This is a genomic window from Fundidesulfovibrio putealis DSM 16056 (assembly GCF_000429325.1).
GTDB lineage: Bacteria > Desulfobacterota > Desulfovibrionia > Desulfovibrionales > Desulfovibrionaceae > Fundidesulfovibrio > Fundidesulfovibrio putealis.
Window position 1 is genome coordinate 414,676 of record NZ_KE386885.1, and the last position, 22,551, is coordinate 437,226.

A 22,551-nucleotide genomic window follows, 5' to 3' on the forward strand; every position below is an offset into this window, starting at 1 on the left:
AACGAAAAAGGCCCGCGATTGTCATCGCGGGCCTTTGTCTTTCGTGGTGCCGAGGGACGGAATTGAACCGCCGACACGGGGATTTTCAGTCCTTTAATGCTACCTTTGCCGTCATACCTCAGAATGCCTAGTTCAATAATAACAATAGATTGAAATGCAGCCGTGATACCAGGGATTACCTTGACGGACTTTTCATCCGGGACTATTCCGGGACCATGGCAGCACGATGGAATCGCACTCCGTACCCTGGCGTACGCTACCGGGAACACCCCTCCCGCAAGCACAACGGCAAGCCCGACCGGTATTTCAGCATCCGCTATTACATCAACTACAAGGATTGCGAGGAAGGGCTCGGCTGGGCCTCGGACGGCTGGAATGCCGAAAAGGCTCACAAGATTCTCGCCAAGATCAAAGAGGGCGTAAAGACGGGGGCGGGGGCGCAGAGTCTCGGCGAACTCCGGGCCGAAGCTGAAGCTCACCGCGCGAACCAGGAGATTGAGGCGAGGCGGAGCGATTTGCAACGCATGACGCTTTCCACGTTCATCGTGGAGCACTTCCTGCCGGAAATTAAGCTCTGCAAGCGCACCTGGATGGACGACAAGGGCCGGATCGACAAGCACATTCACGCCAAGCTGGGAGCGCTCCCGCTCTGCGCAATCAACAAGAACGACATCCGCGCCTTCCTGGACTTCCTGCGTGAGACCGGGGCATCTGAGGCCACCGCACTGCACTATATGGCCATTCTTCGCCGAATCTTCAACATGGCCCGCGTCACTGTTGTCGAGGGGACTCCTCTGTTTACGGGCCGAAGCCCCATGGAAGGAGTTGCCCTTCCAAAGCCGAAGAACGGTCGGGAGCGGTTTCTCAGCTACGAAGAGGCCGACCGGCTTGTCGAGGGAGCCAAGGGGGCAGCCCAGCCGGACCTCCATGCGGCCATAGTCATGGCCCTCAACACGGGCATGCGCCTTGGTGAAATACTGCGCCTTGAGTGGGTGGACGTCGATCTTAAGCACGGCATCATCACCATCCGGGAAGAGGCCGACAGAAAACCCGGAGGCAAGGTCTTCATCAACGCCGACCTGGAAACCGTCCTCATGGAGCGTTTCTCGATCCGTGGCCAGTCCCGCCTTGTCCTGGCTCCACCGAAGGGAGGGCGGGAGCGCAGTTCCCTCACGCACCGCTTTTCCGAACTTGTTGTCTCTCTGGGCTTCAATGAGCACGTGACCGACGCCAGGCACAAGGTTGTGTTTCACACTTTGCGCCACACGTTCGCTTCCTGGCTGGCCATGGCCGGGACGGACATCTACCGCATCAAGACCTTGATGCGGCACAAGACCATCACTATGACCATGCGCTACGCTCATCTCATACCTGACGCCACCAGGGCTGCCGTGCATAACCTGCGTCCGGACAACGGGGCTACAGGCTTTTAAGGCCAGCGACCTTGACGACACCGAAACGGTCAACGACCCACCTCACTAACGATTCGGTCCTGTAGGCGATCGTCCGGCCCACGCGGTAGGCCACCTCCGGCCCCATTCCGGCGCAGTCCGCATTGGAAAGCGTCTGTGAGGCCACCATGCCCCCCAGGTAGCGGTTGACTTCCTTTCGGGCAATGACCGGCGGAAGGCTCGAAACGAGCGTGCTGATGAATTCCTCTTCCTCGGCTGTCAGCTTTCTCGGCTTGCGCATGGAGACCTCATGATTGTGGCGTTGGGCGTCCCCGGACGCGAGGGTAACGAACGCCTCGGCCCAGGGAAGTCGAGGTTCATTTGCAAGAATTTCTTGTACAGCGCAAGACGAAATAGTTTCCGATTGCTGGGATGTGTTTGGGGAGGAAGACGTCTGAGAACTGCGTCTTAAGTGTGTATCATGCCTGAATTGGGATGTCGGCGTCTCTTGCCTTTTCCTTCGCAACGGCAAGCAGATAGGCCAAGTCCTCGCCCAAGGCTTCGGCCATGCGCTGGGCATCCGAGAGAAGCACTCCCTGGGGTTTCCCGGTGTTGGCAGATCGACTGCGTATGGCGGCCCATTTGGTAGCGGCGGATTTTGGATTGTCCTGGGGCCAGACCTTTTGGGCGAACTCGCCTTTGCCCCATCCACGGGCGTCTGCCCGCTCGTCGATAAGCGCGACAAGGCAGCGCTCTATGAGTGAAGGAAAATCATCCATGGACCCTATCGGAAAGAATTTCTTGTCTACAGTCAAGTGCAAAATCCAGGCATACAGTTTGTCCTTTCAGACCATAACATAAGGAGTTGGCATACGCATTGCTCTTCGTGGCTTTCAAGGAGAGCCCATATGTCCATCCCACCCCTCCTGCCTCAAACCATCATTCACGACACCACGCTGCGCGACGGAGAGCAGACGGCTGGAGTCGCGTTCACTCTGGAAGAGCGCTTGGCCATCGCCACCGCGCTGGCCAAGGCGGGCGTGCCGGAGCTTGAAGTCGGCATCCCCGCCATGGGTGAACGCGAGCAGGAAGAGATCCGCGCCATCAGTGCGCTCGGCCTGCCCTCCCAACTGGTGGTATGGTGCCGCATGCGCAAAGACGATCTATCGGCTGCCAGAAACTGCGGAGTGAACCGGATTAACTTATCCGTGTCGCTGTCCGACCAGCAGATCAAAGGCAAGCTGGGCCTGGATAGGCTCCGTGTGCTCGATCTCATCTCATCCATGACTGCGCGGGCGCTGGATTTGGGATTTGAGGTGAACATGGGCGGGGAGGACAGTTCACGAGCTGACCCGGAATTCCTCGCCCAGGCATTGGAAGCCGCAGAAAGGGCTGGAGCTGGCCGTTTCCGCTTTGCCGACACAATCGGCTTGCTGGAACCCTTCGTCACGCGCAGAATCTTTGAACGGCTCAGGAGGCTCACTTCGTTGGAGCTCGAAATCCACGCCCATAACGACCTCGGGCTCGCAACCGCCAATACCCTTGCTGCCATCCAAGGTGGAGCTTCCCACGCCAACACAACTGTAAACGGGTTGGGCGAGCGCGCGGGAAACGCCCCCCTGGAGGAAGTGGTCATGGCCCTGAGACTCCTTCACGGAGTGGACACTGGAGTGCGTGCGCGCAGCCTGCCCGAGGTGTCCCAGCTGGTGGCTCAAGCGTCGGGGCGCGCCGTAGCGGCGAACAAATCCGTCGTCGGCGAGGCGGTGTTCACGCACGAATCCGGCATTCACGTCAGCGGAATCCTGCGTGATCCCGCAAACTACCAGAGCATCAACCCGGAGGAACTGGGACGGGCTCATACGCTGGTATTGGGGAAGCACTCTGGAACAGCCGCCGTGCGCTTCGCCTACAGCCGTATGGGGGTCGATCTTGTAGAAGAACAGGCGCGGGCCATCCTGCCTCTTCTTCGAGAGCATTCGGCCAGGACCAAACGCACTCCTGGGCACGAAGAGCTTATGGCACTGCTTGTTCAGGCGGCTGACGCGTTACGGCCTGCGTCGTGATTCAAATAGCAGCGACAAGAAGAACACTGCCCACATCAGTGACGGACAGGCGATGCGCGGGAGTCGGGAACACAGCCACTCGTGCGTCCACATGTGTTTCATCGGCGTAGACCCAGTTTCCTTCATGCCAAGCCTCGCCCGGAGGGGGGGGAGCTCTTCCGGGCGAGGCTGCTATGTTCAAAATGGCACATCTATATTCAATGCATGTTGCGCTCGAAGGCCGGAGGCCATCCACGAATAACAAAAGTACGTTAACTGATCATGTATTCTTCGGGCGGGGTCCCGCCCTCAATGCCATCGAGAATGGCGTCGATTATGTCCGTGCTGTTGACGCCTTTGAACCACCAGTTCTCGGGCTGGACCACCAGAATAGGTCCACTCTCGCACTGTTTCAGGCAGGTGGTCCCGGTCACGAGGCAGTCGAGCCCGCGATCGATCACTTCTTCTTCAATATATTGAAGGAACCCTTCGGTCTGCTTCTGACAGACGCCCTTTTGTCCGCCTCCGCCGGTGGTGCGAAAACTCTGGCAGACGATGATCTGCCTCTGGGGGGTGGCCATTTACGCTTCTCCTTGTTCTCTGTTCTCGAGTGTTCTTGATTACTGCTTCATATCGACGGTCAAACGGGCATTTTCGACTCACAGGGATCGTGCAGTACCAGGATGTGCGCGTTATCCGGCAGGACGCAAGCCAGTCCCGAGCCATGAAGGATGAACGGAGTGCCCCGCAGGAAACGATTGGATGAAGGCATCCCGCACGGCTAGGCGACTTCAAGTGATTGCACACGGTCTGCGTCATGCTTCCAAGGAGACGGCGCTAGTTTGCGATGCCGTACTTCACAAGTAAGGCTTCCAGCTCTTCGATTTCCAGCGGGTTGGGGATGACGTAATTCTGGTTGTCCTGAACCTTGGTGGCCAGGGTCAGGTATTCGTTGGCCTGAGGGTGTTCGGGAGAGAAGTCGATGACCGTCTTGCGGTTGAGCTCGGCGCGCTGCACCTGGTTCTCGCGGGGGACGAAGTGGATCATCTTGGTGCCGAGGCGTTCCGCCAGAGCGTTGATCAGATCCTCTTCACGGTCGACCTTGCGGGAGTTGCAAATGAGCCCGCCCAGGCGCACGCCTCCGGCTTCGGCAAACTTCACAATGCCCTTGCAGATGTTGTTGGCGGCGTACATGGCCATCATCTCGCCGGAGACGACGATGTAAATCTCCTGGGCCTTGCCTTCTCGGATGGGCATGGCGAAGCCGCCGCAGACAACGTCGCCCAGAACGTCGTAGAAGACGTAGTCCAGGTTCTTGTCTTCTTTGTAAGCGCCCAGTTGCTCAAGCAGGTTGATGGAGGTGATGATGCCGCGACCGGCGCACCCGACGCCAGGCTCGGGGCCGCCGGACTCGGTGCACATGGTGCCCTTGAAACCGGGTTTGAGGATGTCCTCCAGCTCTACATCCTCTCCTTCCTCACGCAGAGTATCCAGAACGGTCTTCTGTTGAAGGCCGCCCAGAAGCAGGCGGGTGGAGTCGGCCTTGGGGTCGCAACCCACGACCATGACCTTGTGGCCCAGGGTGGCCAAGCCGGCTACGGTGTTCTGGGTGGTGGTGGACTTGCCGATGCCGCCTTTACCGTAAATAGCGATCTTGCGCATTGGGAATGCCTCCTTGAAATTGTTGCTATTGTCAAAAATGGCAAAAGTTGTGCCAATCGCCCTCAGGCAAGAGGTTGAGTGACCAATTCGCCAGTATGATTGGATTTAATTTTCAGATGGCACGCTACACAGCGCTCAGGGACATCGATGTGTGCTTTGCATGGTTACAGAGCCATCCCGGGCGAAGCCCTGTCTTTGCGCGCCTGCAGGGAAGTCTGCTTGGCACATGCTGCCCGGTTTCTGTGAAATTAAATAGATAATTCAAGCATATTGCAAAGATGTTCACGATGGAACATTCGCCAGGCCTCATGGGAACACCCTTTACCTGTCCGCTTGCCGACACCAATATAAAATATTGATATAATGATATATTGCCAATAATGAAAAATTGCTGACGGCGGCGAGAATCTCGTGCGCTTCGAGCGCTCTTCATCCATCTATCCCTCCCCGAGTGTTCCACCACGAACACCTGACGCCAGAGTAGGTGCCCCACGAAGCCTTCGCGCAGGTGTCAATCTGTGCGGGGACAGTCCCTCCTGCGCCTGGCTCGCAATTTTGAAAAACATGAATATGTTCGTCATAGTTAAAGTAAATCATTTCGGGCGATTGCTTCTGTGTCCATGAGGGCGGAATTATGAAGTCGCACCGCCAACCTTCCCCGCGCCACCTGCCGTAAGTGTCTCTGGGCACGTTCCATCCGTCGCCTCGCGGCAACTCTCCACGCATCTGGCACACTCTTCGCACATGTACATTGCAAAATTGCAAAACAAGCAGAATAAATAGCAAAGTACATCGTATGGTGCGTTTATTTCGTCAATGTTGGGGATGCATGCGTTTTAATACAGAGGAATTTCAGGGGGGCAAGCATCTCGTAACATAGTGATGTTGGCTTGTATCCCGCATGATTACATAACAGACATGTGATATAATATTAACGTGTAACTCCAACACAATCAAGACAACAAAACTTGAGCCAGAAGGAGAGGGAACATGAATTACGTAATGATCAGGGCCATCATCCGACCCGAGAAAGCCACTGATGTTCTTGCCGCACTGATGGATGCTGGTTTCCCCGCCGCAACAAAGATGGCCGTGTTCGGCCGCGGCAAGCAGCGGGGCATCAAGATGGGCGAGATCGTCTATGACGAACTGCCGAAGGACCAGTTGCTTCTCGTCGTTCCATCCGAGGACAAAGACATCGTGGTCAAGACCATCATGGACGTCGCTCGCACGAGCACGGCAGGGGCGTATGGCGACGGCAAGATATTCGTGTCGGGCGTCGACGAGATCTACACCATCAGCTCCGGCAAGAGGGAAGGCTGAGCCCCCCCCCAACCCAAGGATGGAGAGAAAGCACATGAAGGAAGTCATGGCCGTGGTGCGTATTAACATGATGAGCAAGACCAAGAAGGCCTTGGAGGATGCGGGAATATCCTCCTTCATGGCCAAGGACTGCCTCGGTCGCGGAGTCGGGCTCGTGGACCTCAAGACCCTGAAAGGGGCGGAGATGGGCTACGACGAAGCCATTCAGCAGTTGGGCGCGGGGCACCGCCTCATCGCCAAGCGGTTCGTGTCCGTGGTCGTGCCCGACGAACTTGTGGAGAAGACTGTGCAGGCGATCATTGCCGCCAACCAGACCGGCAACCCTGGAGACGGGAAGGTCTTCGTCCTGCCGGTTATGAATTCCATCCGCGTCAGAACCGGTGAAGAAGGGCCTCTGACATTGGATTGATGAGAATTTAACCGTACCGACGGAGTAAAACATCATGTTTGACATCGCGCATATGAAGTCAGAGGTCGCCAAGATACTGGAACAGTACAAAGGCAAGACGTTCAAGAACAGAAAAGGCCATGTCCTTGTGGTGGACTCTGCCGAGGCCCCGCAGGTTATCGAGGCGGACTGCCGGACCATACCAGGCATCATCACGGAACGCGGCTGTTGCTACGCAGGATGCAAGGGCGTCGTCGTAGGCCCCCTCAAGGACACCATCGCTCTCACCCATGGCCCCATCGGCTGCGGTTATTACAGTTGGCTCACCCGCCGCAACAAGGCGCGCAAGAACGAAGGCGACGAGTTCAACTTCCTGCCTTACTGCTTTTCCACGGACATGCAGGAGACGGACGTGGTCTTCGGCGGCGAGAAGAAGCTGAAGCAGGCCATCACCGAGGTCGTGGACATCTTCAAGCCCAAGAGCATCATGATCTGCTCCACGTGCCCCGTGGGCCTGATCGGGGACGACATCAACGCCGTCGCGCGCTGGTCCGAGGAAACCTACGGCGTCCAGACGATTTCCTACAGCTGTGAGGGCTACAAAGGCGTGAGCCAGTCAGCCGGACACCACATCGCAAACAACGGCCTCTACAAGAACATCATCGGCACCGGCACTGACCCTTCCGTCAAGAAGCAGTACTCCATCAACATCCTGGGCGAGTACAACATCGGCGGCGACGGATGGGAGATTGAAAGGATTCTGAATGCCCTGGGCTACAACATTCTGGCCATGATGTCCGGTGACGGTTCCGTTGAGCGTCTGCGCAACGCGCACCTGGCTGACCTCAACCTGGTGCAGTGCCACCGCTCCACCAACTACAACGCGGAGCTGCTGCGGGACACCTACGGCACGGACTGGGTAAAGGTGAACTTCCTAGGCGTGCGCAGCACCATCCAGTCCCTACGGGACGTGGCCCTGTACTTCGGAGACCCGGACCTTATCGCCCGCACCGAAGAGTTCATCTACAAGGAACTGGAAGCCATCGAGCCTGAGATCGAAAAGTACAAGAAGGTCTGCCAGGGCAAAACCGTGGCGCTCTTCGTAGGCGGCTCCCGGGCCAACTTCTTCCAGGGGCTCTTCGAGGAGATCGGCATGGAGACAGTGCTGGCTGGCTTCGAATTCGCCCACCGCGACGACTACGAGGGCCGCGAGGTCATCCCCACCATCAAGGAAAACGCGGACAACAAGAACATCGAAAGCCTGACCGCGAAGCGCGATGAGAAGAGGTACCGGGTCCTTCTTTCCCAGGAGAAGTATGAAGAACTCGAAAAGAAAATGGAACTCAACGACTTCAAGGGCATGATCAAGATCATGAAGGACGGCAGCGTGGTGGTGGACGACATCAACCATTACGAGATCGAGTCGTTCATGAAGGTGCTCAAGCCGGACCTGTTCGGTTCGGGAATCAAGGAGAAGTACGTCATCCACAAGATGGGCACGCTCTCCAAGCAAATCCACTCCTATGACTACAGCGGCCCCTTCGCCGGTTTCAAAGGAGCGGTGATCTTCGCGCGGGATGTGGCCATGGGCCTCACCGCGCCCGTCTGGAGCATGGTCAAGCCGAAATGGAAGGCCGAGCCCGCACCCAAAAGCTTCGTGGAGGAGGTACGTTAGTCATGCTCGACCATACGCCTAAAGAAATCAAGGAGCGCGAAGCGCTCGTCATCAACCCGGCCAAAACCTGTCAGCCGCTGGGGGCCACCTACGCCGCCCTGGGCATTCACCGCTGCCTGCCCCACAGCCACGGCTCTCAGGGCTGCCAGATGTACTTCCGTGGGCACCTGAACCGCCATTTCCGGGAACCCGCCGAGGCATCGACCAGTTCCTTCACAGAAGGAGCATGCGTGTTCGGCGGCATGGCCAACCTGAAGACAGCCATCCAGAACGTGTTCAACCTCTACGACCCGGACATGATAGCCATCCACACCACCTGTCTGTCCGAAACCATCGGCGACGACCTGCCGACGATCATCAAGTCCTCGGAAAAGCCCGAGGGGAAACTGGTCATCCACGCCAACACCCCGAGCTACGTGGGTTCCCACATCACGGGCTTTTCCAACATGACCGCTGCCACCATCAAATACCTCAGCGAGAACAGCGGCACCCCAAACAACAAACTCCTGATCGTGCCGGGCTTTGTCAACCCTGGCGACATGCGTGAAATCAAACGGATCCTCAAGGCGATGGGCGTGGACTACACCATGCTGCCCGACACCTCCGGCGTGATGGACGCGCCCCTCACCGGCAACTACCACATCTTCCCCCAGGGAGGGACGAGGATTCCCGACATCATCGACGCCGGGAACTGCCTGGCCTCCATCGGCCTTGGTGATTACGCCTCGGGCGCGGCCTGCAAGGAGCTTGAGAACAAGTGCGAGGTTCCCTCCAACATCATGGACACGCCCATGAGCATTGACGTTATGGACGACCTGCTCATGCTCATCTCCAGGCTCACGGGAAAGGAGATCCCCGCCGAGATGGAAGAGGAACGGGGCCAGGTCATCGACATGATGGCCGACCTGCACCAACACTACTTCGGCAAGCGTGTGGCCATCTTCGGCGACCCGGACATCATGATCGGCTTGACCAACTTCCTGCTCGAACTGGGGATGATCCCCGCCTTTGTCCTGACCGGAACGCCCACCGCAAAGTTTGAGAAGAGGATTGACGCTCTTTTCCAGAAGTACGGGGTGCAAGGCAAAGCCAAGGCGGCCGGGGACCTGTTCTCCCTGCACCAGTGGATCAAAAATGAACCCGTGGATCTGCTGATAGGCAACACCTACGGGAAATACATCGCCCGCGCCGAGGATATTCCCTTCGTCCGCGTTGGCTTTCCCATCATGGACAGGGGGGTGCACTCCTACCAGCCCATCGTAGGCTACCGAGGCCTCACCCGCCTCCTGGAGATGATGGGCAACGCCTTGCTGGAACGCCAGGAGAGGGACTCACTGGACGAGGACATCGAACTGATCATGTAGCGGCACGACGTCTCGTCTGACAAGCCGTCCACTTCCCGGCTGCACCGGCCCGAGGACAGGCCCTGGCGGAAATCCGCCTGGGCCACCTCGTCTCCGCAAGGCCAGGGCGCATGGCGCGGCTTTCAACACATGCCATACAAAGGAGCTCGACATGCGGGTTATTGTCGCCACAGAAGATAAAGTGACGCTGAACGGGCATTTCGCCATCGCGGAATATTTCATGTTCTACGATATCACGGAGACCGACTGCACGTTCGTCAAGGAGGCGAGGTTCATACCCAAGGACGACACGCCGGAGTCCAAGATCAGCGGCAGGAAGCCTTTTGGCATCGACGAACGTATCGACGCCATACAGGGCGCGGACGTCATCTTCGTCTCGGCCATCGGCGGCCCCATCGCGGACAAGGTCATCGCGGCCAATGTGTACCCCATCGAGATGAACGCGCCCGAAGCCATCGACACGTCCCTCTCCAAGCTGCAGGCGCTCATGCGGGGCAAGCAGCCGCTCTGGCTGCAACGGATCCTGAAGCACGACTTCGGCTACCAGGGCAACTGAGCGTCTTGGCTCCGTTTTTAACAACGCCACGCCCAGAGGGTTTTATGGACGATTCAGCAGAGCTGCTCCTTGATGTGAAAGATGTCCTTGAAGAGCGGAAGTCGCGCATTCTGGTCAAATCCATTGGAGGATGCGACGGCGGCGGCATCCGCTGCGACAGGGAAACCATCGCCGGTTCAATCAGCCAGCGGGCGTGCGTCTACTGCGGCGCGCGGGTGGTGCTCAACCCCATCACCGACGCCGTGCACTTGGTGCACGGCCCCATCGGCTGCGCCAGCTATACCTGGGACCTGCGCGGAAGCCTCACGAGCGACTCCAACCTGTTCAGGAACAGCTTCTCGACCGACTTGCGCGAAAAGGATGTGATATTCGGCGGCGAGAAGAAGCTGGCCGCAGCAATCGACGAGATCATTGAGGGCTACACCCCCAGGCCCAAGCTCATCTTTGTTTACGCCACGTGCGTGGTGGGGGTCATCGGAGACGACATCGAGGCAGTGTGCCGCCAGAAAGAGGCCCAGCACGGCGTGCGAGTCATCCCGGTGAAGTCCAGCGGGTTCGTGGGCGCAAAGCCCATGGGCTACAAGCTCGCCTGCGGCGCGCTGCTTGAACTCATGGGTGACGCCAAGCAGGAGCAGAAGCCCGGCGTGAACATCCTGGGCGACTACAACCACGGCGGCGAGATATGGATCATCGAGGGATACCTGCGCAAAATCGGGGTCAATGTGGTCGCGCGCATTACCGGCGACTCCTCCTACGAGCAACTGATCAAGGCTCCCAGCGCCACGCTCAACATCGTGGAGTGTTCCGGCTCCATGGCCTACCTGAGCCAGCAGATGGAAAAGAAGTTCGGCATCCCTTCGTTGAAGGTCCGCTTCATCGGCTATCAGGACATCAAGAGTTCCCTGGTGCAGATCGCGGAGTACATAGGGGGGCAGGAGTTGGTGGACCGGGCTTTGCGACTGGTGGAACAGGAAGAGGCCAGGGTTGAGCCGATCATCAGCGAATACCGCAAGAAGCTAGCGGGAAAGACCGCTGCCGTATGCGTGGGCGGCACCTACAAGGCCATCGCCATGATCCAGCTTCTCAAGGAATTCGGGGTCAAGACCGTGCTCATCGGCACACAGCACGGGAGCGTCGAGGACTACAGGGTCATCAACGACTTTTCAGTCGAGGGCGCGGTCATCATCAACGACACGTCGCCTACGGAAATCGAGAAGTACGTCAGGGAGTTCAAGCCCGACCTGTTCGTGGGCAACGTTAAAGAGCGCACCCTGGCCCTGAAGATGGGTATCCCCTTCGTGGATTTCAATCACGATCGCAAATACCCCATGACCACCTACGAGGGCATGATCAACTTCATCCGCGAACTCGATCTCACGTCCAACAGCCCCGTGTGGAAATGGGCAAACACGGACCCTTTGGTCTAGGTCCGGGATACCATGCCTGAAGCGACAAGGAAGCGCATATGAAGACACGCAACTTCGTCAATCTGAACGTCAATCCGTGCAAGATGTGCATGCCCATGGGGGCGGCCATCGCGCTTCGCGGCATAGAGAACAGCATGATGATGCTCCACGGCTCCCAGGGGTGCAACGCCTACCTGCGCACGCACCTGACAACGCACTTCTCGGAGCCCATGGACATCGCCTCTTCGTCCCTGCACGAAAATGCCACCATCTACGGTGGCGGGGCCAACCTCAAAAAGGGACTCCAGAACCTGATCCGTATTTACAATCCGACCTTCATCGGCATCGCCACCACCTGCCTGGCCGAGACCATAGGGGAGGACGTTGAGAGGATCGCCAAGGAATTCAGGGCCGAGAACGACCTGGGGGCAGTCAACATCATCGCCACCAACACGCCAGGATACGGCGGCACCTTATGCGAAGGGTATTTCACGACGCTTCGCGACATCCTCCGCCACGTGGTGCGCCCATCGGACCGCCATGACCGCGTGAACGTGGTCATGGCCCACGTCAGTCCGGGGGACGTGCGCAACATAAAGTCCATGCTGCAAGCCTTTGGCATCGACGCCATCATGTTCCCGGACATATCCACTACCTTCGACGCCCCCTTCTCCCGGGATTTCAGCAGGATTCCCAAGGGAGGGACGCCCCATGCGGACATCGCCGCCATGTCCGGGGCCAGGGCGACCATAGAGATCGGCGCGGCCATTCCGGAGCAAATCTCACCGGGCAGGTACCTTGAAGATCAGTTCGGCGTGCCGCTTGTGCGCAGCCCCATTCCCATCGGTGTGGCGCACTGCGACAGCTTCATGCAGGTTCTCTCAAGCCTCTCCGGGCGGGCGACGCCCGTGCAGTTCCAGGAAGATCGGGGCAAGCTGGTGGACGGCATGATCGACATGCACAAGACCAGCGGCGAGATACGGGCGCTTGTCTATGGCGACCCGGACCAGGTCTACTCGGTGGCAAGCCTGTGCGTGGAGAACGGCATAACGCCCGCAGTCCTCGGCACAGGCTCAGTAAGCAAGGCTTATCGCGGGTTGCTGGACAAGCTGCTGGAGCATGCCGGGATGGCGTCCACGATCCTGGATGACACGGACTTCGAGACCCTCGAACATCACACGCTCAAAAACGAGGTCAACCTCGTGGTGGGGAACTCCGCCGGGAAGCAGCTGACCGAAAAGTACGGCCTCCCTCCCGTGAGGATTGGCTTCCCCATCAATGACAGGTTCGGCGGCCAACGGTTGGTGTATACCGGCTATTCTGGCTCGCTGAAGCTCCTGGACGACATGGTCAACGCAGTCCTGGCGAAGAAATTCGGGATGCACCGCGTGGACATGCTGGAGAAGTACCACCGGGTGGAGGAGCCTGCGATCTGATCGGCCGTTGCCCATCTCTCAGGTAACAATTCAGGGAGGCTCCCCGGAAGCGGGGGGCCTCTCAGTGTTTGAACCGTACCCGCATGTCCGGACAGGTCGCGAGCATGGAACATAATTGTTTGATTTTTATGTTTTTGTAAACATATTTGTGGTCCTGATTTGTGATGAATTCGTGACGATAACTACCTGACATCAATGGATTACTGGCTTTCAGATTCTGGCGCACTCTTTGCTGAATGAAGAGGAAGCTGCCCCCGCCCGCCCTGGAGATTGGACTTCGGGAGACGCGCCAAGCTCTGGACGACTGAGTGTGAAGGAACGCCACATGATGGAAATAGCCGCGCACATGGACATGGTGGACTCCGCCCCTCACGACGCGGCGTCATTTCATGTGATCGTCTACCGCTACCAGGAACAGGCCTGGCGTCCTGCGCGGGAAATGACCCTTGACCTTGGACTGAGGCCTGGCGTCGGGGAGATATGCGGCATGGCTGCCGCGCTCAGGCTCTTCCTCGGCACGTGTACCACGCTCCTGACCAGGAAGCTCCCGCCCGTCCTTGCCCGCGCGCTTCACAAGCGGGGGATGACGGTGTGGGAATGCGCGGCTGACCCGGAACTGTTGCTGGACTACGCCTGGGAGCAGGCCGAGCTTGAAAAAGACATTCAGGGTCAGCCGGGCCGTGTCTGCGCTGCGCCGAGAAATCTAGGCGACGGTCATTACATTGTCTCTCTTCAAGGGTGCCAAGGCAAGGCCACCGGGCCGTCCTCCAAGCAGGTGCTCAAGTCCTTCCTGGAAACAACGCCCTTCAAAAGCCTGGAGGTCTATTGCAGCCACATGCCGCCCTGGATGCGCGCACAGTGCCAAAACGGCAGGTTCACTGCAACCAGGAACAGGTCGATGCCGGAAAGCTGCGCCTCGTCATCAGCCATTCCGCTGAGAACACATGAAAACAAGGAGTTTGCGTATGTCCCCGAATTGCATCAAAAGTCACCGCCTCCTGTCCTTCTGCCTGGCGGTGCTGCTGGCCTTCATGACCACTCCGGTCCTGGCCAAGTCCGATAAGGTGACCATCGGATACAGCAAGCTCATCATCAGCCTGCCGATATTCGTAGCCTCTGACCAGGGCCTGTTCGCCAAAAACGGCCTGGATGTCACTCTGGAGGAATTCGAGACGGCCCAGCCCCTCATGGACGCCCTGGTGTCGGGCAAGGTGGATGTGGCGGGTTACACTGCCTACGCCATCACCATGAACGCGTCGCTGCGTTCCAAGAAGGCTCTTTACTATATGACGAGCCTGGTGGAGGACGCCAGCCACCCCATCAGCAAACTCCTGGTCAAGAACGGCTCCGACATCAAGAGTATCGAGGACCTCAAGGGCAAGCGCGTCGGCATCCTGCCCACCGTGGCCTACAAGCTCTGGATGGAGGCGGTGCTTGCCAAGAAAGGTGTGGACCCGGCGGACGTGATCCTCCAGCACGTGGCCCCGCCCATGTCTGTCTCGGCCCTGGAATCCGGGACCGTGGACGCGCTCTTCACCAACGATCCGGCCTCAGCCGCAGTGCTCAAGTCCGGCGTGGGCAAGGAGCTGGTGACTGGCGCAGTAGTCCCGGAACTTCTGGGCTCCCCCTTCCCCTTCGCCAGCTTCAACATGGACAAGGCCTACGCCGACGCCAATCCGGCCATCGCGGCCAAGGTCGTCAAGTCGCTCGACGATGCCATCGCGCTCATCAATTCCGACCCCGCCAAGGCCAAGAAGTCCATGGAGAAGTTCATGAAGGACGCTGAAAAACCTTTTGTGCCATTCTACTCCAACCCGCTTTACCTGCCGAGCGCCAAGTTTTCGAGAGCGGACCTGGAGGCCGTCATGGAGCGCTATCTGTCACTCAAGATGATCCCGGCCAAGCTGGAGCTCAAGGACATGGCCCTGCAGGCCAAGAAATAGGCCTCAGGTGCTTCGCGTATGTGTGGGGAGGCATGGGGGCCGCCCTGCCTCCCCTATCAACGACCATATTCCTGGATACGAGGCTTGCCATGGAATCACTCGCCACCAGCCCGGGAGCCTTTCCCCTCGTTGCCGAAACGGCGGCCATCGATATCCGGCGTGTGTTCCGGCGTAATCCGGGCCATGGGTGTTGCGCTGACACAGTGTTCGAGGACTTCAGCCTGCGGGTCGGTCCGGGCGAGGTGGTGGGACTGTATGGTCCCAACGGCTGCGGCAAGACTACACTGCTCAACATGGTGGCCGGGATACTGAGGCCTGATTCGGGCGAGATCGTGCGCGCCCGGCCGGAGCTGCGCGTGGCGTACGTCTTCCAGGACTTCAAGACCAGCCTGTTTCCCTGGTTCACTGTGAGGAGCAACATCCTCTATCCCCTGGCAGCAACCGGGGTTCCTTCCTCCCGCCGCTCACAGCGGCTCGATCGCCTGATCGAGACCGTGGACATCCCCTTCAGCCTGGACAAGTACCCCTATCAGCTCAGCGGCGGGCAACAGCAGTATGTCTCCATCCTGCGCGGGCTGATCAGCGATCCGGCCGTGATGCTCCTGGATGAGCCGTTCTCGGCTCTTGACCAGGGAAGCACGTCCTGGCTGCGGGAGGTGCTGCGCCAGGTGTTCGCAGCGTACCGCGTTTCAGTCCTCATGGTTTCCCATGATCTGACCCACTTCAGCAACCTGGCCGACAGGGTCTGCGTGCTGTCTGGCAAGCCTGCCATGATCACGCGGGAGATCGTCGCGCCGAGATGCGCCCGAAAGCGCCGGGAGGACTGCCCCTATGCGGAAATCCTTCACTAGCGGGCTCTCGCCCCAGGTTGCGTCGTGCGCGCGGCCGCTTTTGATGCTGGCGGTGTTCGTGGCGCTCTGGCAGACCGTGTCCTCACTGGGGCTCGCCAATCCCATGTTCCTGCCCTCTCCCGTGGAGGTTCTGGACAAAGCGCGGCAGTTGTCGCTCCAAGAGCGCATCAGCGCGGATGTGACAGCCACGCTGTGGCGGGCGCTGGCAGGATTCGGCCTGGCGTTCTGCCTGGGTGTGCCGTGCGGGCTGGCCCTTGGCGCGTCGGACAGGCTCTTTTCATACTTCGAGCTGCCCATCGATTATTTCCGTTCCATTCCTCCTGTGGTCCTCTTTCCACTGGCACTACTGTGTTTCGGCATTGGCGAAGCGTCCCGCATTGCTGTCGTGGTGTTCGGGTGCCTGCCGATCCTGCTGGTGAGCGTGGCCGTTGGCGTACGTGCGGGCTCGCGGCAACGCCGCAAGGTGGCAGCGGCTCTTGGTGCGAGTGACATGCGCGTTTTCCTGAGCGTCATCGTTCCAGAAGCACTGCCGAGCGTCTTCGTGGGCACGCGGGTGGCCTTGTCCATGGCCATCATCATCGCCGTGGTCACGGAAATGCTTGTGGGCGCGAAGTACGGCCTGGGAGGAAGGGTCATTTCCGCACAGATCGCTTACGACACCCCGGAACTCTACTGCAACATCATCGTTGTTGGCCTGATCGGGCTGGCCATCAACAAGCTCTGCTCAACGATCCAAGGATTTGTGATCCATTGGGAGCAGTAATGATGCAAGAACTTCGTCGTATGCAACCAGTTTGTGATGGTGCAATTGTCTCTAGCCATGACACTGGTAGTTGAAAGCTGCGCCGCACTGAAAGTATGTGCGGAATTCATAAATCGCATTCATGCTCAGCGAGGCTTTACGCATCATGATCAGCAATGAGTCACTCTACAGGCAGTCCGTCGAAGGTCCGTTCGGCAAGGACGGAAATCGCACCAAGGGCTGCAACGGCGGCAGCTGCCGCGAGAAGATCGTGCCCGTGCTGTCCGCCATAAAACGCGCCATTTCCGGGAAATGCGAACTCTCCACGGCCATCGAGAATCTTCTGGACTACATGCGCCACGACATGGGCATCGACCGCGCCATCATCAATCTTTATCACCAGGAATCGGGGGAGATATTCTCCCACAAGAGCTTCGGCATGACTGAGGAGGAAGAGGACAGAGGCTTGCAGAGCCTGGGAGACTGGATCGCAGAGAAGGTAATCTTCTCGTGCAAGCCAGTCATGATACCAAAAATATGTGACGACGCCAGTTTTTCAAGCCTCAGGCGCAGCCTGTTGAGCGCCAAGGACATGAAAAGCTCGTTCTTCTGCATCCCGATACATCGCGGGAAGAAGGTGATAGGCAGTATCAGCGCAATTCGGCATTACGACGCCCAGCACCTGCTGTGCAAGCACGTGGAGGCTCTGGAGGTTGTCTGCTGTCTGTTGGCCCAGGCCATGGATATGTATCTCGTGGAGAACGTGGACCGGCACAATTTCGAAAGACACCATCGCGAGCACAAGGACGAACTGCGCGACCTTTTGAAGCCCCAGAACATCATCGGGGCCTCCAAGGCCATGCTGGATGTATTCGCCATGCTGCACAAGGTCGCCCCGACCAAGACCACTGTGCTTGTGCTCGGCGAAAGCGGTGTGGGCAAGGAGATGATCGCCAGCGCCATACACTCCAACAGCCCCAATGCCGATGGCCCCATGGTGAAGTTCAACTGCGCGGCGCTGCCCGAGAGCATCCTGGAAAGCGAACTGTTCGGGCATGAGAAAGGGTCGTTTACCGGCGCGGCGCAGCTGCGCAAGGGGCGCTTCGAGGAGGCGGACGGCGGAACCATCTTCCTCGACGAGGTGGGAGAGCTCTCGCTTGGGGCGCAGGCCAAACTGCTGCGTGTCCTTCAGGAGCGCTCTTTCGAGCGTGTGGGCGGCAGCAAGACCGTGACGGTGAACCTGCGCGTGGTGGCGGCAACCAACAGGGATCTTGCGGAGATGGTGCGTGCGGGAACCTTCCGCCAGGACCTGTATTTCCGGCTCAACGTGTTTCCGCTCATGCTGCCGCCTTTGCGCGAACGCGGCAGGGACGTCATAACACTGGCAGAGTATTTCATTTCCAAGTTCGCGGAAGAGAACGGCAAGCAGGTCAACCGGATAACAACCACCGCCTTGAACATGCTCATGAGCTACCACTGGCCTGGCAACGTTCGCGAGCTTGAAAACGTGATGGAAAGGGCCGTCGTCCTGGCCGAAGACGACGCCATTCACGGGCGCAATCTTCCGATGGTCGTGCAGTCCGCCGTGTTCACGGACACGGAGAGCAGGCAGGGACTAGAAGCAAAACTCGCGGCAATCGAGTACGAGATGCTCCTGGATGCGCTCCGCCTGCACAGTGGCAATCTTACAAGGGCGGCGGGCGAACTGGGTCTGACGCGCAGGACGCTGACCCTGCGCATGAAGAAATATAATATGGTCTACAAGACGTTCCGCAGTGGTGACGATTAGATTGCGGTGGATGAGAGTTCTCTGGTCTGGCTGGGCGGTGCTGATTCTGTTGGGGACAGGATCTGTCAGGCACATTCTTTCGTAATTCTTACGATTTCAAACTTCCACGCGTATCTCCCGTCTTGTTCTAGCCTCCCGTGGAACCGTCGCCGGGACAGTTCCAGGGTGGGGGCTTGGGTTAGTCTCTTTTGAAAACGATGAGCGGACAGTTCTTGCAGATGTCCGCGCCCGGGAACGGATCGCCCAGGCGGGTGATGGACGCTCCGCCGGTCTTGGCCTTGCGCTCGAGCAGGCGCTCCACCACGGCCGGGAGCTGATCGCCGGGAATGGAGATGTTCACCTCGCCTCGCTCCATTTTGCCCGCGTTGTAGTTGCCGCTGCACGCCAGATACACATTAGCCTTGGTCGTCTCGAACACGCGGACGTTGCCGCCGCAGGCCGCCGAGTTGACCGTTATGGCGCTTTCCAGCACCGGCCTGCCCTGGGTGGCCATCCAGTCCGTGGCCAAGTGGTAGGCCTGCATGGTGTCACAGGTGAAGTGCACCACATCAGGCATCCTGTCCGACGCGCCCAGCGGTTCCAGGCCGACAGCCATCAGGCCCTTGCCTTGGAGAGTAGCCTTGCCCTTGACGATGGCTTCTAGTGTCAGGGCCCCTGAGGCGTACTTTGCGTGGCTTTTCAGCTCCCCTTCGTCGCAGCCCTTCCAGCCGAACACGTACTTGGCGTTGGTGCAGCCCAGCTTTTCAGGCTCCATGAGCACGCGGATGCTCTCCATGCGCGGGCCGAGCTCCGCCTGGCAGAAGGTGACGGGTTTGACCGGGCGGTGGTAGTCCCCCCCGGCCTTGAAGGCGTCCACACCTTCCTGGTTGAAGCAGTAGAACACCGCGACGGGCGCGTGCATCAGACGCAGCTCGCGCATGAGGGCCTCGCGCATGAAATCAGGGGTGACGCTGGTCATGAATCTCTCCTTGTGTACGCCTTGGAGGGCAGCGTGAGCTTGTTATGTTATATCTAGCATAACAAGGAGAGGATCACAATGACGGGGGAGGGATATGCGCACATCCGATAGGGCTTCCTGGGCGGAAGGCCGCAACGCGCGCGCCCACGCAAAAAGGCCGACCTGTTCGGGTCGGCCTTCCTACTGGCGGGGCGTTCCGCCTAGTCGACGACGACCATGACGTTGGACGCCTTCACCATGGCCTTGACCGGCGAGCCGACCTTGAGGCCCATGGAGTCGACGGAGTGCTTGGTGATGATGGACACGATCTCGATGCCAGGCGAGACTTCGATGACGACCTCGGAGTTCACGGCTCCTTGGGTGATTTCCTTGATCTTTCCAGGGATCAGGTTGCGGGCGCTCACTTTCATAGGGTTCTCCTTTGTTTGTCCCGGCTCCAGGCGGACGGGCTTCATGATTTGCGTCCCCTATCACGCCTGATAAATGTACTGATAGCAATATTTTTCGTGACTCTTCCGGTGTCGCTGGAAGCATCCTTCCAGCGTCGGATCGCTCTCAGGCATGCTCCGCACTTCCTGCAGGCATTCGCGCAGCGACAGCACGGTGAGGAAGTCCTCATTGTCCGGCAGAGCCAGGCGTACCGCTTCCAGCCATTGCGTCTTCAGGAACCAACCGGTCCCGACGGCCTCCCAGAAGCCCATTTCTGTAGACAGTTCGTTCAACGTGTCCGTTCCCTGCCCCTGGAGGCGGCGTACGAGGGATATCGCCACTCCCACCCGGCGCGGCGGGGCCTTGCGACTGATCGCGTCAAGCCGGGGTCGAGGCTTAGGGCATTGTTGCTGGCCAAGCGCCGTAAGTCGTCACTTCGGTTGCCGAAGCCGACGCGACATCTGCTCATGGTAGAAACGTTCAAATCCGGGCGATTAAGGCCCTTAGTTCCCGTTGCCGGGCTTCAATCTCCCTGAGCAACCTTCGCGCCTCCATGTGCAACGCCTGGATCGGCGTGTCCTTCTCCGACAGGCACAACTTGAAGAGACCTCCTAGCCTTCCCAGATCGGCGTTGACCCTGAGCAGGTCCCGCCGGGCGTGCTGCTTCTCAAGGCTTGGCGTAGGCTGCCCCAGGCAGACGCGCTTGGCAAAGGTTGAAAGCGACAGCCCGGTCCTTGCGGCGTGTTCTTGGATGCTTTTGTATTCTTCTGGCGTCAAATAGGTTTTCAGCACTGCTTTTTTCGAGGGCATGAAAATCTCCACGTCCATTGTCGTCATGCGTTGAGCCTAAGGCGAATAAGCAGAAGCCCCGCAGGGCAACTGTGAGGTAGGCCTACCTCACCTGTCCTGCCTTCGAACTGCATCATTTCATATGCTATTATGTTGGTTTACACCATGCTACACAGCCACACTCCAACACGTTTCAACATCTATCAGCATCTACCAACATGAAGCGATTGCCAACAGTATGTTTCAACTCCAAGCAATATGAAAGAGCAAGCAACATCAATGATCTATGCTACTCTGAATTGTCGACCACAGACTGGAGTCGGTTGATGGTTTCGGGAATGAGAACCGAAAGTTCAGCTTTATCGACGGATTTCACCGCCGATCAACAGCCAGAAAGATGGGGCGAGCTCGCATGGTCAGCCCTCAAGGAAATACTCTTCGCAAAAGCAACGGCTTGCTGAATGCCGGGGGTTTTAACCTTAAGAAGTGACAATACAACTGGGTTCGCCAAGCAGAGCACAGGCTAGCGCACGTCCGTACGTTCTTCTCTTCATCTTCTTGCCTCTTGGTAATATGGGCGACACATGCCTTCCGACCATGCGACACATATTTCAAGCGGGAGGGAATCGAAGACAGACCATGCCTCGACGGAACAATCCGATTCCGATGGCAGCATCATCCGCAGCCTCAAGTAGGCATGATGGCTTGAGAATTGGGATGCAGAAGTGAAAACCCGCGTGAGGGGCCTTCATGGTCCAACTGAATTCAGTCGATGAGTCTTACTGTTTCTGCCCTGGGCTGTGTCCGGGCGGATACCCCAGGGACTCATTCGTTCGCCGCAGGGCCTCTCGCAGATCAAGGCCGGTTCTGACGTGCATCGCCCATGTCTGGTTCCATTCGATCACACGCTGCTCCGTAGCCCCACCCCTGGGCGCACGTACGGGCCTGAATTTGAAACCGGATGTGACCCGACGCATGAAGTCGGCGAACATGCGGTTGGCTTTCCGCGCTTTGCGACGGAGCGCCTCCGATGCCCTGGCTTGTTCGCGCCGTAGCATCGGCCCGAGGCCCAGCCATTCAAAGAGGCCCGAGGCGATGATTCGGATAGCCCGGCATCCGAAGTATTTCCCTTCCTCGCTTTTTCGTCTCGGCTGTCTCACCTGCATGAACCCCGCCTTCCTCAATTGCCCTATGGCGCGCTCGCATCGGCGCTGGCCAAGGCCGGAGTCCCTGACGATGGTTTTCATGTCGATGTCGATGAAGCCGTTGGCCAGGGTAGGCACTCCCAGGCATAGAGACGCGAGGTCGAGATGCGATAGCATGGTTTCCAGGACCACAAGGCACGCCTCACGACGTTCGCTGCGCATCTTTCGGTCGCCATGGGTCAAGAGTGGAGGGCATTTTCTCGGATGGTCAAACCAAACCTTGGTCCGCTCGGCAGCCAGGGAAAGGATGCGGGGCAGGCCACCCTTCCCCTTGCGAATTGGACGCATGGCTTCAAGCCGAGGGTGCCTCGGATCATGGCCGCAACGATTGCCGGTTAATCCCGGCCCGGGCGAGGGAGAGCCGTGAAAAGAGGCGGCACTGCTTTCAGGCAATGACGCCCCCTGTGGAATCGGGAGGGGTGATTTTTTGTTCCGGGACTATTCCGGGACAAAGTGGTTTCCGGGACCAAAGACAAAGGGTTGCATGACAGGGACTTTCCTGCATGCAACCCTTTGTTATTGTTAATGGTGCCGAGGGACGGAATTGAACCGCCGACACGGGGATTTTCAGTCCCCTGCTCTACCAACTGAGCTACCTCGGC

At 58.5% G+C, this 22,551-nt stretch carries 23 protein-coding genes and 1 tRNA gene; 14 read left to right on the forward strand and 10 right to left on the reverse strand.

The window, feature by feature from the left end:
• Positions 1-215 precede the first annotated feature (215 nt).
• Positions 216-1,433, forward strand: a complete 1,218-nt coding sequence (locus G453_RS25195; RefSeq protein WP_084502551.1) for a tyrosine-type recombinase/integrase — start codon at positions 216-218, stop codon at positions 1,431-1,433.
• Here G453_RS25195 and G453_RS0118625 read toward each other — a convergent pair.
• Entirely contained in the window at positions 1,420-1,692 is a 273-nt protein-coding gene (locus tag G453_RS0118625) for a hypothetical protein (protein WP_027192246.1), read from the reverse strand. The two genes, G453_RS25195 and G453_RS0118625, sit on opposite strands and share 14 nt — an antisense overlap.
• Before the next feature lie 178 nt (positions 1,693-1,870).
• The gene (locus tag G453_RS0118630) at positions 1,871-2,170 is read right to left on the reverse strand and encodes an immunity protein (RefSeq protein ID WP_156921011.1); all 300 of its coding nucleotides are present in this window, start codon (positions 2,168-2,170) and stop codon (positions 1,871-1,873) included.
• 129 nt (positions 2,171-2,299) lie between these two features.
• Here G453_RS0118630 and nifV point away from each other — a divergent pair, with 129 nt between their 5' ends.
• Complete coding sequence (gene nifV, locus G453_RS0118635; RefSeq protein ID WP_043646370.1) at positions 2,300-3,454, forward strand: homocitrate synthase; 1,155 nt, start codon at positions 2,300-2,302, stop codon at positions 3,452-3,454.
• Between the two features lie 251 nt (positions 3,455-3,705).
• Here the strand turns inward: nifV and G453_RS0118640 are convergent, their stop codons facing one another.
• Both G453_RS0118640 and nifH read right to left on the reverse strand, forming a co-directional pair.
• Complete coding sequence (locus G453_RS0118640) at positions 3,706-4,014, reverse strand: (2Fe-2S) ferredoxin domain-containing protein (RefSeq protein WP_027192249.1); 309 nt, start codon at positions 4,012-4,014, stop codon at positions 3,706-3,708.
• A gap of 256 nt (positions 4,015-4,270) precedes the next feature.
• Entirely contained in the window at positions 4,271-5,095 is an 825-nt protein-coding gene (gene nifH, locus G453_RS0118645; protein ID WP_027192250.1) for a nitrogenase iron protein, read from the reverse strand.
• A 990-nt stretch (positions 5,096-6,085) separates the two neighbouring features.
• Between nifH and G453_RS0118650 the strand changes: the two genes are divergently transcribed.
• From G453_RS0118650 to G453_RS0118705, 12 genes are all read left to right on the forward strand, one after another.
• Positions 6,086-6,418 carry a P-II family nitrogen regulator gene (locus G453_RS0118650; RefSeq protein ID WP_027192251.1) on the forward strand — a complete coding sequence of 111 codons (333 nt, stop codon included), beginning with the start codon at positions 6,086-6,088 and terminating at the stop codon, positions 6,416-6,418.
• 34 nt (positions 6,419-6,452) lie between these two features.
• Positions 6,453-6,827, forward strand: coding sequence for a P-II family nitrogen regulator (locus G453_RS0118655; protein ID WP_027192252.1), 375 nt, complete (start codon positions 6,453-6,455; stop codon positions 6,825-6,827).
• Between the two features lie 34 nt (positions 6,828-6,861).
• Positions 6,862-8,481 carry a nitrogenase component I subunit alpha gene (locus tag G453_RS0118660; protein ID WP_205620086.1) on the forward strand — a complete coding sequence of 540 codons (1,620 nt, stop codon included), beginning with the start codon at positions 6,862-6,864 and terminating at the stop codon, positions 8,479-8,481.
• A gap of 2 nt (positions 8,482-8,483) precedes the next feature.
• The gene (gene nifK, locus G453_RS0118665) at positions 8,484-9,845 is read left to right on the forward strand and encodes a nitrogenase molybdenum-iron protein subunit beta (protein ID WP_027192254.1); all 1,362 of its coding nucleotides are present in this window, start codon (positions 8,484-8,486) and stop codon (positions 9,843-9,845) included.
• A gap of 151 nt (positions 9,846-9,996) precedes the next feature.
• Positions 9,997-10,401 (forward strand): NifB/NifX family molybdenum-iron cluster-binding protein, encoded by a 405-nt coding sequence (locus G453_RS25200; protein WP_043646373.1) that lies wholly within the window; start codon positions 9,997-9,999, stop codon positions 10,399-10,401.
• A gap of 44 nt (positions 10,402-10,445) precedes the next feature.
• Complete coding sequence (nifE, locus tag G453_RS0118675) at positions 10,446-11,828, forward strand: nitrogenase iron-molybdenum cofactor biosynthesis protein NifE (RefSeq protein WP_027192255.1); 1,383 nt, start codon at positions 10,446-10,448, stop codon at positions 11,826-11,828.
• Between the two features lie 38 nt (positions 11,829-11,866).
• The gene (locus tag G453_RS0118680; RefSeq protein WP_027192256.1) at positions 11,867-13,243 is read left to right on the forward strand and encodes a nitrogenase component 1; all 1,377 of its coding nucleotides are present in this window, start codon (positions 11,867-11,869) and stop codon (positions 13,241-13,243) included.
• A gap of 325 nt (positions 13,244-13,568) precedes the next feature.
• Positions 13,569-14,306 (forward strand): Fe-only nitrogenase accessory AnfO family protein, encoded by a 738-nt coding sequence (locus tag G453_RS0118685; RefSeq protein WP_027192257.1) that lies wholly within the window; start codon positions 13,569-13,571, stop codon positions 14,304-14,306.
• The gene (locus G453_RS0118690; protein ID WP_169725368.1) at positions 14,209-15,186 is read left to right on the forward strand and encodes an ABC transporter substrate-binding protein; all 978 of its coding nucleotides are present in this window, start codon (positions 14,209-14,211) and stop codon (positions 15,184-15,186) included. Before G453_RS0118685 ends, G453_RS0118690 begins: the two co-directional genes overlap by 98 nt.
• 89 nt (positions 15,187-15,275) lie before the next feature.
• Positions 15,276-16,037 (forward strand): ABC transporter ATP-binding protein, encoded by a 762-nt coding sequence (locus tag G453_RS25205; RefSeq protein ID WP_169725369.1) that lies wholly within the window; start codon positions 15,276-15,278, stop codon positions 16,035-16,037.
• Positions 16,018-16,800, forward strand: a complete 783-nt coding sequence (locus tag G453_RS0118700; RefSeq protein ID WP_084502557.1) for an ABC transporter permease — start codon at positions 16,018-16,020, stop codon at positions 16,798-16,800. The genes G453_RS25205 and G453_RS0118700 overlap by 20 nt, the downstream gene beginning before the upstream one ends.
• Before the next feature lie 145 nt (positions 16,801-16,945).
• Positions 16,946-18,568: a sigma-54-dependent Fis family transcriptional regulator gene (locus G453_RS0118705; RefSeq protein WP_027192260.1), complete on the forward strand. Its 1,623-nt coding sequence runs from the start codon at positions 16,946-16,948 to the stop codon at positions 18,566-18,568.
• A 178-nt stretch (positions 18,569-18,746) separates the two neighbouring features.
• Here G453_RS0118705 and G453_RS0118710 read toward each other — a convergent pair whose 3' ends face one another.
• The 6 genes from G453_RS0118710 to G453_RS0118735 form a co-directional block, all read right to left on the reverse strand.
• Positions 18,747-19,526 (reverse strand): DUF169 domain-containing protein, encoded by a 780-nt coding sequence (locus tag G453_RS0118710; protein WP_027192261.1) that lies wholly within the window; start codon positions 19,524-19,526, stop codon positions 18,747-18,749.
• A gap of 200 nt (positions 19,527-19,726) precedes the next feature.
• On the reverse strand, positions 19,727-19,936 hold the full coding sequence (locus G453_RS0118715) for a TOBE domain-containing protein (RefSeq protein ID WP_027192262.1): 210 nt from the start codon (positions 19,934-19,936) through the stop codon (positions 19,727-19,729).
• A gap of 60 nt (positions 19,937-19,996) precedes the next feature.
• Positions 19,997-20,248 (reverse strand): hypothetical protein, encoded by a 252-nt coding sequence (locus tag G453_RS0118720; RefSeq protein ID WP_156921012.1) that lies wholly within the window; start codon positions 20,246-20,248, stop codon positions 19,997-19,999.
• Positions 20,249-20,435: 187 nt separating this feature from the next.
• A complete protein-coding gene (locus G453_RS0118725; protein WP_235731805.1) occupies positions 20,436-20,792 on the reverse strand; it encodes a plasmid mobilization protein in 357 nt (118 codons plus the stop codon).
• A 731-nt stretch (positions 20,793-21,523) separates the two neighbouring features.
• On the reverse strand, positions 21,524-22,111 hold the full coding sequence (locus G453_RS25210; RefSeq protein WP_235731806.1) for a hypothetical protein: 588 nt from the start codon (positions 22,109-22,111) through the stop codon (positions 21,524-21,526).
• A gap of 364 nt (positions 22,112-22,475) precedes the next feature.
• A tRNA-Phe gene (locus G453_RS0118735) sits at positions 22,476-22,551 on the reverse strand.